The organism is Streptomyces sp. SID486 (genome assembly GCF_009865385.1).
Taxonomy (GTDB): Bacteria; Actinomycetota; Actinomycetes; order Streptomycetales; family Streptomycetaceae; genus Streptomyces.
Genome location: NZ_WWJT01000402.1, coordinates 38,818 through 54,460, shown reverse-complemented (window position 1 = coordinate 54,460; position 15,643 = coordinate 38,818). Strand labels below are relative to the sequence as shown.

The 15,643-nt window shown below is 69.4% G+C and carries 12 protein-coding genes; 8 read left to right on the top strand and 4 right to left on the bottom strand.

What is annotated here, in order from left to right; genetic code table 11:
- Positions 1 to 94: 94 nt before the first annotated feature.
- Positions 95 to 1,330 carry a helix-turn-helix domain-containing protein gene (locus GT045_RS18825; protein ID WP_161334869.1) on the bottom strand — a complete coding sequence of 412 codons (1,236 nt, stop codon included), beginning with the start codon at positions 1,328 to 1,330 and terminating at the stop codon, positions 95 to 97.
- A 309-nt stretch (positions 1,331 to 1,639) separates the two neighbouring features.
- On the opposite strand from GT045_RS18825, the gene GT045_RS18820 reads away from it, so the two are divergent.
- Positions 1,640 to 2,248 (top strand): helix-turn-helix transcriptional regulator, encoded by a 609-nt coding sequence (locus tag GT045_RS18820; RefSeq protein ID WP_161292681.1) that lies wholly within the window; start codon positions 1,640 to 1,642, stop codon positions 2,246 to 2,248.
- A 133-nt stretch (positions 2,249 to 2,381) separates the two neighbouring features.
- Here GT045_RS18820 and GT045_RS18815 read toward each other — a convergent pair whose 3' ends face one another.
- From GT045_RS18815 to GT045_RS18805, 3 genes are all read right to left on the bottom strand, one after another.
- Complete coding sequence (locus GT045_RS18815; RefSeq protein ID WP_161334868.1) at positions 2,382 to 3,746, bottom strand: FAD-dependent oxidoreductase; 1,365 nt, start codon at positions 3,744 to 3,746, stop codon at positions 2,382 to 2,384.
- A gap of 179 nt (positions 3,747 to 3,925) precedes the next feature.
- On the bottom strand, positions 3,926 to 4,966 hold the full coding sequence (locus GT045_RS18810; RefSeq protein ID WP_345942691.1) for a dihydrodipicolinate reductase: 1,041 nt from the start codon (positions 4,964 to 4,966) through the stop codon (positions 3,926 to 3,928).
- Positions 4,967 to 5,190: 224 nt separating this feature from the next.
- Positions 5,191 to 6,555 carry an APC family permease gene (locus GT045_RS18805; RefSeq protein WP_345942690.1) on the bottom strand — a complete coding sequence of 455 codons (1,365 nt, stop codon included), beginning with the start codon at positions 6,553 to 6,555 and terminating at the stop codon, positions 5,191 to 5,193.
- Positions 6,556 to 7,253: 698 nt separating this feature from the next.
- Here GT045_RS18805 and GT045_RS18800 point away from each other — a divergent pair.
- From GT045_RS18800 to GT045_RS18770, 7 genes are all read left to right on the top strand, one after another.
- Positions 7,254 to 8,789 carry an NAD(P)/FAD-dependent oxidoreductase gene (locus GT045_RS18800; RefSeq protein WP_161334866.1) on the top strand — a complete coding sequence of 512 codons (1,536 nt, stop codon included), beginning with the start codon at positions 7,254 to 7,256 and terminating at the stop codon, positions 8,787 to 8,789.
- Positions 8,782 to 9,717 (top strand): alpha/beta fold hydrolase, encoded by a 936-nt coding sequence (locus GT045_RS18795; RefSeq protein WP_161287278.1) that lies wholly within the window; start codon positions 8,782 to 8,784, stop codon positions 9,715 to 9,717. Before GT045_RS18800 ends, GT045_RS18795 begins: the two co-directional genes overlap by 8 nt.
- Complete coding sequence (locus tag GT045_RS18790; protein WP_161334865.1) at positions 9,701 to 11,095, top strand: flavin monoamine oxidase family protein; 1,395 nt, start codon at positions 9,701 to 9,703, stop codon at positions 11,093 to 11,095. The genes GT045_RS18795 and GT045_RS18790 overlap by 17 nt, the downstream gene beginning before the upstream one ends.
- On the top strand, positions 11,092 to 11,796 hold the full coding sequence (locus GT045_RS18785; RefSeq protein ID WP_161334864.1) for a transporter: 705 nt from the start codon (positions 11,092 to 11,094) through the stop codon (positions 11,794 to 11,796). Before GT045_RS18790 ends, GT045_RS18785 begins: the two co-directional genes overlap by 4 nt.
- A 26-nt stretch (positions 11,797 to 11,822) precedes the next feature.
- Positions 11,823 to 13,181, top strand: coding sequence for an NAD-dependent succinate-semialdehyde dehydrogenase (locus GT045_RS18780; RefSeq protein WP_161334863.1), 1,359 nt, complete (start codon positions 11,823 to 11,825; stop codon positions 13,179 to 13,181).
- A 29-nt stretch (positions 13,182 to 13,210) separates the two neighbouring features.
- A complete protein-coding gene (locus GT045_RS18775) occupies positions 13,211 to 14,326 on the top strand; it encodes a Zn-dependent alcohol dehydrogenase (protein WP_161334862.1) in 1,116 nt (371 codons plus the stop codon).
- Between the two features lie 101 nt (positions 14,327 to 14,427).
- A complete protein-coding gene (locus GT045_RS18770) occupies positions 14,428 to 15,600 on the top strand; it encodes an aminotransferase class III-fold pyridoxal phosphate-dependent enzyme (protein WP_237538698.1) in 1,173 nt (390 codons plus the stop codon).
- Positions 15,601 to 15,643: the final 43 nt, after the last annotated feature.

Sequence of the window (15,643 nt, the reverse complement as noted above, 5' to 3'; positions counted from 1 at the left end):
ACACCTCACCCGCTATCACGCACCAACTCGTAAGCCCCTTCCGGGCTCTTTCCTGGGCAAGGAAGCTCGAGCACCGCAGCTGCGTGGTGTGAGCTCAGCTCGGAACGACCGTCACGATGTCAGGCGCGATGTCCAGCACCAGGAGCGCCGCCGCCACGTGGGTCGGATTCTCCTCCACCTTGACGGTCGAGAGCTCGTTGGCGCGTGAGACGCGCCGTTCGACGGTGTTGCGGTGCGCGTAGAGGTTGGCGGCAGCCCGGGTGGTGCTGAAGCCGCACTGCACGTAGGTGAGCAGGGCTTGCCGCAGGGCTGTGTCGGCTTCGGCCAATGGCCCGAGGGTGTTGATGACGAACCGGCGTGCGCCGGGCCGGTCCTTCGTGAGCGCGTCGATCAGCTCGACGTCGGCGTAGGCGGTGAACCGCCGGTCGGACTCCAGTCGGATCACCAGTGCCTGCGCCGCGAGGGCGTCCTGGTGGCTGGAGCGGAATCCTTCGAGTCCGCGTCCCGGCCTGCCCACCGCCGCGCGGACCTCGTCGGTCGCCGCGAGGTCCTTCTCCACGTGGTGAGGGTCCGGGACGGCTTCGCCTGAGAGCCAGATCCACCGCGACGTGGTGCTGGCGCGCGCCACCAGGGCGCTCCGGCCGCCGGCGGAGGAGCGCACGGCGACGATCGCCTCGTCCAGGGCGTCGACCTGCTGGGGATCATCGACCCAGAGGACGAGACCCACGTGCCATCGCGCCATCCGGTAGCGCAGGCGCCCTTCGGCGAGGTCCTCCGCCATCGGTGCCCCACTGGCGATCAGCTGGATCAGTGCGATCCCCTCGGCATCCGTGTTCCCCATCGCCGCGGCGAGGCCGGCTTGCCGCAGGGACGCGACGGAGTCGAGGGCGTACTGCACCAGCGACTGCGCCGTCACGTCCAGGACCCCCACGAGAAGATCGGGGTCCGCGCAGTCCGCCACGCATTCCTCCAGCCATCGCCGCCAGCCGATCCCCAGGGCCACACGCCAGGCAACGGCGAAGTCGGGCGCGATGCCCCGGGAGACGAGATCGTTGATGTACGCCGTGGTCCTCGGACTGACGTAGGGCTCCACCCTCCGCCCCGGTTGCTGAACGTTTGCGGTCAACCACTGGACCAGGTCAGAGCGGTTGAGCGCACGGTCCTCCTCGACCAGCGACGCGTCCGCGAGGAGAGCGGGATCGTTCTGGGCGACGAGAGAGGGCCTTGCGAAGGCGTCGATCAGGGCGTCCGTTTCCGTCAGCAGGCGCTGACACAGGGACCTGATCGCATCGGCGACCTCACTCGAGGGCGGGGGCCACAGCTCTTCCATGTTCTCAGTGTCCCTCTGCTCTCGGGGGGCCGAGGCGCCCGACATGCCGTGCCACAGACAGATGAAGGGTGTGCCGGCGGCCTGGCCGACGACGCGCGGGCCGCCGACCGCTGTTTACCACCACTAAACGGCGGCAGATTTATCACACCCACGTCGGCGCCACAAGGGGTTCGACGCTGTCGCCACCTCCGCAAGGGCACTGGCGCGCATGCCTTAGCCTCGTGTCACGGAGAGGACTCGTCCGGGGCGGCCCGTCACCTGACAGGCACACGACCTCGGCCTCAGGACGGGCGGGGCGGTGAGCACATCATGTCCATCGGTGACGGCAGGACGGCAGACGGAGCGGAAACAGGCGCCGCCGCCGTCGAAGCGTCCACGGGCGCGCAGCTGCGGAAGATCAGGCTCGACCGCGGGTTGTCGTTGACGGAGGTCGCGCACAGGGCGGAGGTCACCAAGGGCTTCCTGAGCCAGTTGGAGCGCGGGCTCACCAGCGTGTCCGTCCCGACGTTGCTGCGTGTCTGCGAGGTGCTGCGGATCGGCGTCGGGGAGCTGTTCGCGTACCCCGACGAGCAGGTCGTGGACGGCGGAAGCCGGATCGACATGGGCGGTGAGGGCGTGGCCGAGTACCTGCTCACGCCCGCCGGCACCACGGCGTTCCAGGTCTTCCGTTCCGTGATCGAGCCAGGCGGGGGGACCGGAGGCCCCTATCGCCTCGACACCGCCACGATCTTCGCGATGGGGCTGAGCGGCTCGACCCGTCTGATCGTCGGAGGCGAGACCCGGATGCTGTCGGCCGGGGTGTCCACCTCGTTCTCCGGCCAGACGCTTCACCAGTTCGACAATCCGGGTACGACGGTGAGCGAGGTCCTCTGGGTCCTGTCGCCTCCCCTGCTGCGCGCCGCGCGAGGGCCCGCCTAGATCCTGGCGTCGAATGCCGGGCCCGCATCAGGAGTGATGCGAGGGCGGCGGCTGTTTCGCAGGACCCGGCGGTCTGGTCGTAGCGGATGGCGATCTCACACCGCGCCGTCACGGAGCAGGCGTCGCCCGACCCTCAGGAACCCCCGCGCCTGCCACGACGGAGCGCCCGCCGGGCCAGCGTCTTGCTGCCGTTGAAGAAGTCGTTGAACCGGTCCAGCCCCCAGACGGCTCGGAGGACGAACGGCTGCATCAGCAGCGACATCGACGGCGAGTACTTCGAGGCGTCCGACCAGATGCCGGCGAGGTCCTCCGGCATCTCACCGTCGACAATGTAGTCGGCGAGCTGATGGGTTACGTACGGCACCTGGCAGAGGCCGTGGCCGTTGCAGGCCATCGCGTAGAAGACGTTGTCGCCCACCTGCCCGGCGACCGACAGCCAGTCCGGGCTGATGCCGATCCAACCGCCCCAGGCCCGCTCGATGGCCACGTCGGACAGCGACGGGAACCGGTTGGCCAGATCCTTCCCCATGTCCCGCACGACACTGGGGTCCGGGACCCGGTCCGGGAGCGGGTAGGTCTGGCCTCGCTGCGCTTTGCGGACCCCGCAGACGATGGTGTTGCGCTCGGTGAGCCGGTAGTGGGTCATCAACTGGTGCTGGGTGATGATGCCGGACCGACTGGTCCAGTCCAGCGCGGCGAGCCGCTCCGGCGCGATGGGTTCCGACTCGATCTCGATGACGTACAGCGGCGTCGCGAGGTTCTTGGGCGTGATGTCCCACTCGCCGCCGTAGACGCTGGTCGCGAGCAGGACCTTGGCGGCCCGCACGGTGCCGTGCGGTGTCGTGATCTCGACGATGCCGCCTGTGCGCCGGACATCGCTCACCCGCGTCTGCTCGAAGACCTTGGCCGAGGAGGCGAGCAGTGCGCGACGCACACCACGGGCGAGCTTGCCCGGGTTCAGCATCCCGCCGATGGATTCCCGCATCCCGCCCACGAAGCCGGCGGGGAGGCCGAGTTCCTCCCTGCTGCCGACGGTCCCGCCCCCACCGAAGGCGCGCAGGATCGCCGCCTGCGTACGCACCCTGAGCATCATGAGGGGTGAGACCGCACCCCACACCAGGCCGTTCGCCACGTAGTCGCAATCGATGTCGTGCGTCTTGATGAGGTCTTCCACATAGCGGCCCGCGTGCTCCGCCAGTTTGGCCATGACCGGCATCTTCTTCGGGGACTGGAGGCTGAGCATCCGCAGGTCGCCACCCGGCGCCCCGGCGATCTGACCGCCGTTGCGCGAGGCCGAGCCGTAGCCGCAGAACTCGGCCTCCAGCAGGACGACGTCCTGGTCGCGCTCCGCGAGGCGCAGGGCGGCCGCCATACCACCCATCCCGCCGCCGACGACGGCGATGTCACAGTTGAGATCGCCGTCCAGCGCGGGCCGCACGTCGTCCGGCGGGTCGATCCAGCCGGTGAAGCTGGTGTACTTCGTGCTGTCGGTCCTCATGCTGTCCCGATCTCCTTCCAGGTGGGGCGTCCGCCCCACTTCGTACTCCGCGTCGAGGCGTGCTCGGCGGCGCGCCCGAGCCGCCGTTCCCGTCCGGCGGATCGACCGTGACGGGCGGCTCTTCGGCGAGACGCGTGAAGACGGCGAACAGGAGGTTCTCCGTCCTCTGCGTCTCCGTCTCAGTCCTGAGAAGTCGTGGCCCCGAGCGAGGCCCGGCCCGCTCGCCGCTCTCCCTTGGCCGCGACCGAACGGGCGGGCAGGTCCCCCATCGACAGGAGACCGGGACGCGCCTCGACGACCGCGGTGGAGGCGTTGACCGCTGCCGCGATGGTGCTGAGGAAGGAATCGAAGCCCACAGAGGAACGAAGGTCGACGACCTGCTCCTCTCCGACGATCCGATAGTCGTCCCCCGCGGCCACCTCGTCGGCCGGCTCGAAGAACCCGAACGTGATCTCCAGATCGATCACCACTTCGCCCTTGAGCACGCCCCGGGCGGCATGAGTGACAGCCGCGATCTGCCCCGGTTCGATACGCATGTGGTCGCCGACGCGCGGCGAAGTCGTCACGACAGCGGGTTCGACCTCTCCCACGTCCACCGAGTCGAGATCCCATCCGAGCCCTGCCGCGAGCGCCCCGATGGCCTGCTCGAAGCCGTGGTGTCCGACGACCTCGCCCCGGCTGCGAGCCGTCGCGAACTCGCGCAGGGTCAGACCGAGGCCGAACTTCGACAGGATCGCGCCATAGCGTGACATGTTGGTCCGTCGGCGGATCCGCACGCTCTCCAAACGCTGGGTCAGTGCGGTCAGTAGGAGAGGAAGGGTGTCCATCAGGATGCCCGGGTTCGCCCCGCTGCCCAGGACGGTCACGCCGTGCGCCTTCGCCGTGTCGTCGAGCCGCCGGGCCAGATCGGGGTGGCTCCGCCATGGATAGGCCAGCTCTTCGCAGATGCTCAGGACGTTGTACGAACGTTCCAGCAGCGGCAGCAGGACGTCGGCCACCTTGCGCAGATCCGAAACGGTCGCCACGATCGCGAGGTCGGCGGCGGGCAGCTCGGTCGGGTCGCTCACGACGACGACACCGTTCGCGACGCCACCGAGGAGCACTCCGAGGTCTTGACCGACCACGCGGGGGTCCCGGTCCGCCGCTCCCACGATCTCCACGTCCGCGCGTTGCAGCAAGGAAGAGGTGATGGCCCGGCCAGTGGCACCGAGCCCCACCACGACAGTCCGATTCTTCAACGTCACTCCCCTGGGCGCCTCGGTCGGCCCGCCCGCGACACGGTGCTCGGCGAAACTGAACTTCGCCGGTGGCGGTTGCCTGGTACCCCACTGTCACAGGCCACGGGCGTGGTGAGAACGACACCGGGCACCGGCTTCCTCCGGGGGCGGTGCACGGTGCACAGACCGGCCGCGCCCTTGCGCTCATGAGCTGACCGGCAAGTCGCTCAGAGCCGCTCGTAGACAGCCGGTCGGCGTGCTCGCAGGACGAGGGCCTGCACCGCGCCGGCCACGGCCGAGAGGGCGACGAGTCCGCCGATCACCCAGGCACCCGTAGTGGTGCCGACGAGGAGCGGGAAGTTGGCGACCATCAGGCAGACCACGCAGGCCAGGCCGAGGAAGGCGACGGCCGGGGCCACGACCGTCCGCCACACCGATGGCCGCCCGCCGGCGCGCCGGAAGAAGCCGATGACGGCGAGGCTGGTGGCCGCCATCAGCAGGACGATGCCGAGGGTGGCGGCACCGGAGAACCAGGCGTAGAGGTCCCCGATCGGGTCGAGGCCGAGCGAGGCGACGACGAGCGTGGAGACGAACGCGACCGCCGAGGCGACGGCCGAGGACGCCGACGGCGCGCGGTGCCGGGAGTGGACGACGCTCAGCGACGCCGGAAGCGCGCCGGCCCGGGACAGCGCGAACTGGTAGCGCGTCACGACGTTGTGGAAGGCCAGTACGCAAGCGAACTGGCTGGTGATCAGCAGTAGTTGCATGATGTCGGCCCAGACGGACCCGACGTAGCTCCGCGTCAGCGTGAGGACCAGACCCTCGGGGTCGGCCTGCGCGGCTCCGACCACGGCGTCGACGCCGGAACCCACCACGATCGCCCACACGGTGAACGAGTAGAAGGCTCCGATCACCAGGATCGCGACGTATGTCGCCCGCGGGACCGTGACGTCGGGGTCCTTCGCCTCGTTGCGGAACACGGCCGTCGCCTCGAAGCCGATGAACCCGAAGAGGGCGAACATGACGCCGAGGCCCAGGGAGCCGGTGCCCACGATCGAGGGCGACACCGGCTCGGCCGTCAGGCCGTGGGCGCCGCCGTGGCCCACGATGCCGAGGTCCATGACCAGGAGCAGCAGGGATTCCAGCACCAGCACGGCGCCGAGCACCTTGGCGCTCAGCTCGATGTCGCGGTAGCCGAGGAAGGCGATGACGCCGAGCGAGACGAGCGCCCACGTCCACCACGGGGAGCCGATGTCGGCGTACCGCTCGATGACGTTGCTCGTCGCGACGCCGACGTAGGCGTTCACCCCGACGAGAAGCAGTGTGTAGGAGAAGAGCGCGAGGGTCGCGGCCGAGAGGCCGGGTATGCGGCCGAGCCCCGCCTGGACGTAGGCGTAGAAGGCGCCCGCGTTGCGTACCCGTCCGGCCATCAGCGTGAAGCCGACCGCGAAGATCAGCAGCAGCACGGTGGACAGCGCGAAGTACAGCGGCATCCCCGGGCTGCCGCTCACGGCGAAGGCGAGCGGCACCCCGCCGGCCACAAGCCCGAGCGGTGCCGCCGCGGCGACGACCATGAAAACGATCTGCGACACGCCGAGCCCACGGTGGAGCGGGTTGCCCGACCTCGCTTCACCGCCGGGTGCTTCGGCGTGCCCTGTCTTGGAGAGGCCGGTCATCGCGACCACCTTTCGGCTCACGGGCCGGTACCGGCTCGTCATGGGTGGATGAAGGAGTGCGTGAAGCGGTACGCCTGCGCCAACGAACGGGTGTGGCTCCCTCGCGGTGGCTGAGCCGGAGCGGCAGGAGGCGGCTCCTCCCGCCCGAGAAGACGTGGCCCCGTGCGGGTTCCGGGTCGTCAGCCGCTTCCGCTCGGCCGCGATCGGGGGAGCGACGGCGGCGTTTTCCCCTGCGACTCGATACACCCGGGGGCGCGACGCGCAGCGAGGTCGTGACGACAGCGGGTACGACCTCTGCGCATGACCACGACGAGGGGTTTAGTACCACTAAACACAGGGAGTAAACCTTTACCGCGCCGGTCTTGCTGCCGCAATGGCTGCGGCACGACCGTCCGCTGGACGGCCGGCTCCGGCCGCCCTGCTCCCGGAAGGGCCGGGCCGCAGGCTCGGCCGGGGGCCCCGCCCGAACGTCGGACACCGTATGGGCGCAGCGGCCCGGCCCGCCTGTGCATCGTGCACCGAGCCCTGGCGAAGGAGGTGCCCGCTGTCGTTCTCGCAAGCGGTCCTGGCTGGCGACAGTGAGGCAACCGCCACAGGAACAGCGAGGAAACGCCATGACAGCTGAGGTGTTGGACGCCGTCGAGGAATTCGACGTGGTGATCATCGGAGCCGGGATCTCCGGGATCGGCGCGGCCACCTATTTCAGCCGGGAGCTGCCCGACAAGTCGCTCGCCGTACTGGAAGCGCGCGACGACATCGGGGGCACTTGGGACCTGTTCCGCTATCCCGGCATCCGCTCGGACTCCGACCTCCACACCTTCGGATACGCGTTCAAGCCCTGGCGCCACGAAGCCGCGATCGCCGACGCTCCCCTCATCAAGGAGTACCTCCACGAGACCGTCGAGGAGAACGGCCTGGAGCGCGTCCTCAGGCTCGGCCACCGGGTCGTCCGCGCGGAGTGGTCCACGGCGGACTCACGGTGGACCCTCACCGTCCAGACGTCGGACTCCGCCACGGGAGCGAACCCGACCAGGACGATCCACGCGGGATGGGTCTTCGCCGCCACCGGCTACTACCGGTACGACGAGGGGTTCTCCCCGGAGTTCCAGGGACGGGACGAGTTCGAGGGACAGATCGTCCATCCGCAGCACTGGCCCGAGGGACTCGACTACAGCGACAAGAAGGTCGTCGTCATCGGCAGCGGCGCGACCGCGATCACTCTGGTGCCGGCCATGACCACCGGGGCGGGCGCCGCCCGGCACGTGACGATGCTGCAGCGCACCCCCACCTACGTCATGGCGCTCCCCCGCGTCGACAAGGTCGCCCTGGCGCTCACGAAGCTGCTCGGGGAAGAGCGCGGGTACGCCGTAACGCGGTTCAAGAACATCTGGACCGAACACGCCGTCGTGAAGGGCCTGCGGACCTTCCCCAAGGCAGGACGGGCCTTCATCCGGCGCGAGAACGTCAAGCGCCTTCCCAAGGGATTCGACGTCGACAAGCACTTCAACCCGCCGTACGACCCGTGGGACCAGCGGCTGTGCGTGGCACCGAACGGCGACTTCTTCGACGCGATCAAGGAAGGAAGGGCCTCCGTCGTCACCGACGCCGTGGCGAGGTTCAGCAAGCGCGGCATCGTCCTGGCGTCGGGTGAGGAGCTGGAAGCCGACATCATCGTCACCGCGACGGGGCTGAACCTTCGGCTTTTCGACGGCATGCCCATCGTGGTCGACGGGCACCAGGTCGACATCGCGGACGCGCTCTGTTACCGCGGCATGCTGCTGAGCGGGATCCCGAACTGGGCGATGGCGATCGGCTACACCACCTCGTCCTGGACGCTCAAGGTGAGCCTGATGTGCCGTTACTTCATCGACCTGGTCAGGCACATGGACGCCCGCGGATATGACACGGTGGTTCCGGTCGCACCGCCGGGAACGAACCGCAGGCCCGTCATGGACCTTCAGGCCGGGTACGCCAAGCGCGGCGAGAAGTTCCTGCCCAAGCAGGGCCCCGAGAAGCCCTGGCGGATGGCGATGTCCTACCCCGAGGACGCCAAGGCCCTGCGCGGTCCGGTGGCCGACGAGCACCTCCACTTCGGCGTCAGGCGGTCGGCCGCGCACCGGCTCGGCGGGAAGCGAGCGACCCATGCCTGAGACGAGTGGCGCCGAGAGCGCCGACCGGTACGCGACCCTGCCGTCCGGGATGACGATCTGCTTCCGGGACTACGGCGACAAAGCCGACCCCGCGATGCTGCTCATCGCGGGACTGGGCGAGGACCTCACCTTCTGGTCCGACTCGTTCGTCGGCTCACTCGTCACCCGCGGCTTCCGGGTCGTCGCGATCGACAACCGCGACTCCGGGCAGTCGACGTTCGTCGCCGCTTCCCCTCCCGGGCTGTGGCGTCAGCTCACCGGGCGTCCGCGCGGCGACGCCTACGCGTTGGCCGACATGGCCCAGGACGCCCTCGGCGTACTCGACCATCTCGGGATCTCGCGGGTTCACCTGGTGGGTCGTTCGATGGGCGGGATGATCGCGCAGACGATCGCGTCCACGGCGCCCGAGCGCGTTCTGTCGCTGACCTCCGTCTACTCGACCACCGGGTCGAAGAAGGTGGGGCAGCCGGCGCTTTCGACGATCCGGCTCCTCGCCGCCCCGCCGGCCCGGACCAGAACCGCGGCGGTCCGGGCCCACCTGCGGATCACCCGGCACATCGCGGGCACGGGATATCCCATCGACGACGCGGCCGAGGCGGCCCTCGCAGCGCGCGGCTGGGACCGCAGCGCCGGCGATCCGGCGGCCGGCGCGGCGCGCCAGATCCAGGCGATCCAGCGCTCCGGCGACCGGACGGCCCAGCTGAACAGGATCACCGCTCCGACGCTGGTCATCAACGGCGACCGGGACCTGCTGGTCGACCCGAGCGGCGGCGAAGCGACCGTGAAGGCGATCCGCTCGGCCCAGCACGTGGTCATCCCGGGCATGGGCCATCACCTTCCCGAGGCCCTTGTCGACCCCGTCACGCAGTACATCTCGCAGCACGCGAACCGCGTGGGTGATGGAGGAAGCCATGTCCGGATCTCGTGAGTCCCGCTCCAGGAGCACCACGGTCGACGTCGTGGTCGTCGGTGCCGGCTTCGCCGGCCTGAGCGCTGCCGAACGACTGGTGAACACGGGGCGGTCCGTCCTGGTCGTGGAAGGCCGCGACCGGGTCGGAGGGCGCTCGCTCTCCGGCGAGGTGGCAGGCGTGAAGGTCGACCTCGGAGCGACGTGGGTGGCACGACGCCACACCGCCGTCCGGGACCTTGCCAGCCGAGTGGGCTGTACCACGACAGGCCAGTTCAACCAGGGCCGCAACGTGCTGTGGATGGCAGGCCGGCGCCGCATCTACCGCGGCACCATCCCCAAAGTCTCACCCGCGGCCCTGGTGGACATGGCCCGCATGCAGACGGCGGTGAACAAGCTGGTCGCGACCATAGACGTGGACGCCGCGTGGGAGACGCCCGGGGCCGGCCGGCTCGACGCCATCTCGTTCGGCGAGTGGCTCGACCGGAAGAACGCGCTGCCCGGCACCCGTGCGCTGATGACCGTCATCAGCAAGGTGCAGTGGGGCTGTACCCCGGGAGACGTCTCCCTGCTGCACGCACTGCGGTACATCCGTTCGGCGGGCGGACTCGACCACATGCTGGACGTCGAAGGCGGCCAGCAGCAGGACCGGTTCGTCGAAACCACCCAGGAGATCGCCAACCGGGTGGCGGAGCGGCTCGGCGACCGCGTGCGCCTGGAGACACCGGTGCGCCGCATCACGCAGGACGACACCGGCGTCACCGTCCACACCGACTCCGGCGAGATCCGCGCCCGGTACGCGATCGTCACGGCCTCGCCGGCGCACCGCGCCGCCATCGAGTTCGAGCCCGCTCTGCCCGAACAGGCCGAAGGGCTCACGCGGACCTGGCGCATGGGCGTGCTGAGCAAGGCATTCGTGGCCTACGAGAAGCCGTTCTGGCGGACCGACGGTTTCTCCGGTGAAGCGGTGACCGACACCGGAACCGTGTTCATCACCTTCGACGTGTCCCCCGCCCCCGGCGGACCGGGCGTCCTCATGGCCTTCTGCGACCCGCGCGTCTTCGACGGCTTCAGCCCCGAGACCCGACGCGACCGGGTCGTCCAGCAGCTCGCCGACCTCTACGGTCCCCAGGCCCGCTCCCCGATCGACTATGTGGACCACTGCTGGGGAGCGGAGCCGTTCGCCCCGGGCGGCCCCAACCCCGCCGTCGCCCCCTACGCGACGACGAGCTACGGCAAGGCGCTGTCCACGCCCCACGGGCGCGTGCACTGGGCCGGCACCGAAACCGCCGGTGAATGGGCCGGCACCATGAACGGCGCGGTTCTGACGGGCCAGCGGACCGCCGAACGCGTCGCCACCCTCCTGTCCCGTCACGTCCGCGAGGGGGCGTCGCGATGAGAGAAGCGCTGTTCCTGCTGGCCGACCTGTGGATGATCTTCGCCGGCTACTTCTACGGCTGGAAGTTCATCCGCCGGTACGGCAACTACCTCCTGGGCCTGGAGTGGATGGTCGTCGCGACGTCGGGCAGCAACTTCCTGCTCTGGTCGCTGTCCGGAGCCAAGAGCGACAGCGTCCTGTACGACCTGGCGTACTTCTTCGACGCGTTCTCCAGGTCGGTCGGCATCACGCTCATCCTGGTCATGGGCCTGATGAAGGTCACTCATCGCTACAAGCCGAGCGTCGGCGTCGATGTCGGCGTGTTCGGAGTCGCGATCGTGGCCGGCCTGTTCCTCCGGCAGTTCCACGGCGCGGATCTCCACACCGGAGGCATCGCGTTCTGGGTCGCCGTCTTCTACATCGTCGTCAATCTCCTCACCGCGGTCTTCCTCGGATACTTCGCCAAGCGGCTCTGGGACGCCGGCGCGAAGTGGCCGGCGATCTGGACGGGACTGGTCACGGCCGCTGCGACCACCATCGCGATCACGTACGACTTCTTCCCCCTGCCGTTCGACGACGCGAACCGCACGATCTTCTACACCGCCGCGCTGGCGACCTGGGGCACCCAGGGATTCGTCTACTTCCGCGCCTATCGCGCACTGCACGACCACAACGCGGCCTCGGACGCGAACCCGGCCCGGGCAACCGGGGCCCCCGCATGAACCCGGAACACCGACAAGGAGTCAGTATGGCGAAGAAGCACGTGTACGCGGTGGTGGACCCCGCCAGCGGCAAGCTGGTCAAGGAGTACCCCACCGCGACGGACGAGACCGTCGACGCGGCGCTCGACGCGGCGGCGAACGCCTACGCGCGCTGGTCGAGGCAGACCTCCGTGGAACAGCGCGCCCAGCTGTTGCACGCCGTCGCCACCCTGCACAGCGAGCGCAGCCAGCAGCTCGCCGAGACCATCCACCGGGAGATGGGCAAGCCGGTGGACGAGGCCGTCGCGGAGGTCGAGTTCAGCGCCTCCATCTACCGGTACTACGCCGAGAACGCGGAGAAGTTCCTCACCGACGAACCGATCGAGCTTCTGGAGGGAGAGGGCACCGCTTTCGTCCGCCGCCAGCCGGTCGGCGTGCTGCTGGGAATCATGCCCTGGAACTACCCGTACTACCAGGTGGCCCGGTTCGCCGCACCCAACCTCGCGCTGGGCAACACCATCGTACTCAAGCACGCGTCGCAGTGTCCGGAGTCGTCCGCGGCTCTCCAGCAGCTGTTCACGGACGCGGGCCTCCCCGAGGGCTGTTACGTCAACGTCCACGCCACCGGCGAGCAGATCGGTCGCGCCATCGCGGACCCCCGCGTGCAGGGCGTCTCCTTCACCGGTTCGGAGCGGGCCGGCGCGGAGGTCGCCGAGAAGGCCGGGCGCAGTCTCAAGAAGGTGGTGCTCGAACTGGGCGGCTCGGACCCCTTCATCGTGCTGTCCACCGACGACCTCGACGCCACGGTCCAGGCCGCGGTCGAGGCGCGGTTCGAGAACGCCGGTCAGGCGTGCAACGCCGGGAAGCGCTTCATCGTCGCCGAGGACATCTACGACGCCTTCCTCGACAAGTTCACCAAGAGGGTGCTCGACCTGACCGATGGCCTGGCGCCGCTCTCCTCGGTCGCCGCCGCCGAGTACGTCGAGGAGCAGGTCGAGCGAGCCGTCGACGAGGGTGCCACCTTCGTCTCCGCACGGCAGCGCGAGGGGGCGTACTTCCCGCCCGGCGTGCTGACGGGCCTCTCCCCTGCTTCGCCGTCGGCCGCCGAGGAGCTCTTCGGCCCCGTGGCGACCGTCTACCGCGTCGCCTCCGAGGACGAGGCCGTCGAGCTGGCGAACGCGACCCCGTACGGGCTGGGCTCCTACGTGTTCACGACGGACGCCGAGCAGGCGCTGCGCGTCGCCGACAGGATCGACGCCGGCATGGTCTTCATCAACGGCGTCGGCCTCGAAGGCGCGGAACTGCCCTTCGGTGGGGTCAAGTTGTCCGGTTTCGGCCGCGAGCTGGGCCGGGCGGGAATCGACGAGTTCGCCAACAAGAAGCTCATCCGCACCGCTCGGACGTGATCGCCCCAGAGCACGGAAGGAAACCTTGCATGACCATCGAATTCGACGCCGCCGTCTTCAGGACGCCGAACGAACCGCTGACCATCGAGAGAGTGTCGATCCCCTCGACGCCTCCGCCCGGCGAGGTGCTCGTGCGGCTCCAGGCCAGCGGGGTGTGCCACAGCGACCTCCACGTCCTCCTCGGCGAATGGGAGGTTCCTTCGCCGATGATCCTCGGCCACGAGGGAGCTGGGATCGTCGAGAGCGTCGGTGAAGGCGTCACGACGCTGAAGAAGGGCGACCACGTCGTGCTGTCCTGGACGCCTTCCTGTCGCCGCTGCCGCTTTTGCATCAGTGGCAGGCCGGTCCTCTGTGACATGGTCAGTCAGCACTCGGCGAACCACCTGTCGTTCGACGGTCGGTCCCGGATCACGTCCGCCGGCGGGGGCGACGTGCTCAGCTTCGCGGGCCTCGGAACGTTCGGCCAGTACACCCTCGTGCCCGAGTCGGGCGCGATCGCCATCCGGGACGACGCCCCGTTCCGGCAGGCGGCTCTGGTCGGATGCGCCGTCACGACCGGTGTCGGCGCGGCCGTCAACACCGCCGGTGTGCGTCCGAGCGACACCGTGCTGGTCCTCGGCTGCGGTGGCGTCGGCCTGAACGCGATTCAGGGTGCCCGCCTCGCCGGCGCGCGGAAGATCATCGCCGCGGACATCTCCGACGAGAAGCTGGAGCAGGCGCGCGTCTTCGGCGCGACCGACCTGATCAACAACGACCGCGAGGATTTCGCGGACCGGGTGCGACAGCTCACCGACGGACGCGGTGTGGAGATCGCCATCGAGGCCATCGGGCTGCCCCGCACCATCGAGTCGGCCTACGAGGTCCTGGCCCGGGGCGGCACGGCGGTGGTCGCCGGGCAGGTGGCGGACGGCCTGAAGGTCTCCATCGACCCCTTCGTCATGTCCGATCAGGAGCTCTCGCTGATCGGCTCGAACTACGGCTCCAGCAAGCCGGCTTCCGACTTCCCCCTGCTGATCGACCACTACATGAACGACCGCATCGATCTCGACTCCCTGGTGACGAGCGTGATCGGTCTGAAGGACGTCAACGAGGCGTTCGACCAGATGAAGCGCGGCATCGGCATCCGCTCGGTGATCACGTACTGAAAGGCAGGGGCGATCTCATGGCCCTGGAATCATCACGCTCGGCCTTTGAGCGAGCCCGCCGCAGCGTCGGCGGGGGTGTGGGGTCGGGCCTGCGCGCCGCCATGCCTCCCCATCCGCTCTTCGTGCGCGAGGCGCGGGGCGCACACGTCTGGGACCTGGACGGCGACCGGTACATCGACTACGTGATGGCCTGGGGACCGCTCGTCCTCGGTCACAGTGACCCGCGCGTGCTGTCAGCGGTGTCCGAGGTCGCGACGAAGATGCAGGTCGTCGGCACCGGCCACCCGCTCGAGTACCTCGCGGCGGAAGCGGTCCTCGAAGCGGCGCCGCACGGCGAGCGACTGCTGTGGAGCAACACGGGGACCGAAGCGGTGCAGGTGGCGCTGCGCCTCGCGCGAGCCGCCACCGGCCGGCGCCGCGTCCTCAAGTTCGCCAAGAGCTACCACGGCTGGCATGACACCGTGTACGCCGGGATGTCCGAGGACGACTGCGATCGCCCCGCCACCCCCGGTGGGGCGGGGCAGTCGGCCAGCGTCCTTGACGACCTGGTCGTGGCGCGCTTCAACGACGTACCGTTGGCCGAGCGCCTGCTGGGCGAGGCCGTCGAGCGCGACATCGCGGCCGTGCTCGTCGACCCGGTGATGAGCAACGCCGGCGTCGAAGCACCCACACCGCGGTTCCTGTCGACGCTGCGGACCCTCTGCGACCGGCACGGCGTCGTCCTCGTCTTCGACGAGGTGATCGCCGGGTTCCGGATCGCCCGGGGCGGGGCGGCCGAGAAGTACGGCGTCCTTCCCGACCTGTCCGTCTTCGGAAAGGCGATGGCCGGCGGCTTCACCCAGAGCGCCGTCGTCGGCCGGGCCGATCTGATCGACCAGGTGACGTCCGGCGTCGTTCACGCCGGAACCTTCAACGCCAACCCGATCGCGCTGGCGGCCGTCGCGGCGACGATGCGCGTCCTGGCCGATCCCGCGGTCTACGAGCAACTCGAACGGACCTCGTCCGAGTTCGAAGCCCTCGTCGGCGCCGTTCTCGGTGCATCGCCCGACTTCGGCAGCCTCAACCGGGTCGGCTCGCTCCTCCAGTACGTCCCCGCCGGTGGCGCCACGGGGCTTCACGGAACAAGCGGGCTCTGGGCGGTGATCCTCGAAGGGATGCTGCGGCAGGGCTTCCTGTTCATGCCGTCCGGCAAGGTCTTCCTCAGCACGGCGCACACCACCGCCGACGTCGAGGCGACGGCCGAGGCCCTCGACCGGCTGCTGCGGCAGTTGTGACGTCCGCGTCAAGCCGCGTGTAACCCCACCCGCCCCGAGCCAG

What these genes read in the sequence shown, in the direction of transcription:
- GT045_RS18825 (WP_161334869.1), bottom strand. Translation starts at nt 1,330, where the DNA reads ATGGAAGAGCTGTGGCCCCCGCCCTCGAGTGAGGTCGCCGATGCGATC.
- GT045_RS18820 (WP_161292681.1), top strand. Translation starts at nt 1,640, where the DNA reads ATGTCCATCGGTGACGGCAGGACGGCAGACGGAGCGGAAACAGGCGCC.
- GT045_RS18815 (WP_161334868.1), bottom strand. Translation starts at nt 3,746, where the DNA reads ATGAGGACCGACAGCACGAAGTACACCAGCTTCACCGGCTGGATCGAC.
- GT045_RS18800 (WP_161334866.1), top strand. Translation starts at nt 7,254, where the DNA reads ATGACAGCTGAGGTGTTGGACGCCGTCGAGGAATTCGACGTGGTGATC.
- GT045_RS18795 (WP_161287278.1), top strand. Translation starts at nt 8,782, where the DNA reads ATGCCTGAGACGAGTGGCGCCGAGAGCGCCGACCGGTACGCGACCCTG.
- GT045_RS18790 (WP_161334865.1), top strand. Translation starts at nt 9,701, where the DNA reads ATGTCCGGATCTCGTGAGTCCCGCTCCAGGAGCACCACGGTCGACGTC.
- GT045_RS18785 (WP_161334864.1), top strand. Translation starts at nt 11,092, where the DNA reads ATGAGAGAAGCGCTGTTCCTGCTGGCCGACCTGTGGATGATCTTCGCC.
- GT045_RS18780 (WP_161334863.1), top strand. Translation starts at nt 11,823, where the DNA reads ATGGCGAAGAAGCACGTGTACGCGGTGGTGGACCCCGCCAGCGGCAAG.
- GT045_RS18775 (WP_161334862.1), top strand. Translation starts at nt 13,211, where the DNA reads ATGACCATCGAATTCGACGCCGCCGTCTTCAGGACGCCGAACGAACCG.
- GT045_RS18770 (WP_237538698.1), top strand. Translation starts at nt 14,428, where the DNA reads ATGCCTCCCCATCCGCTCTTCGTGCGCGAGGCGCGGGGCGCACACGTC.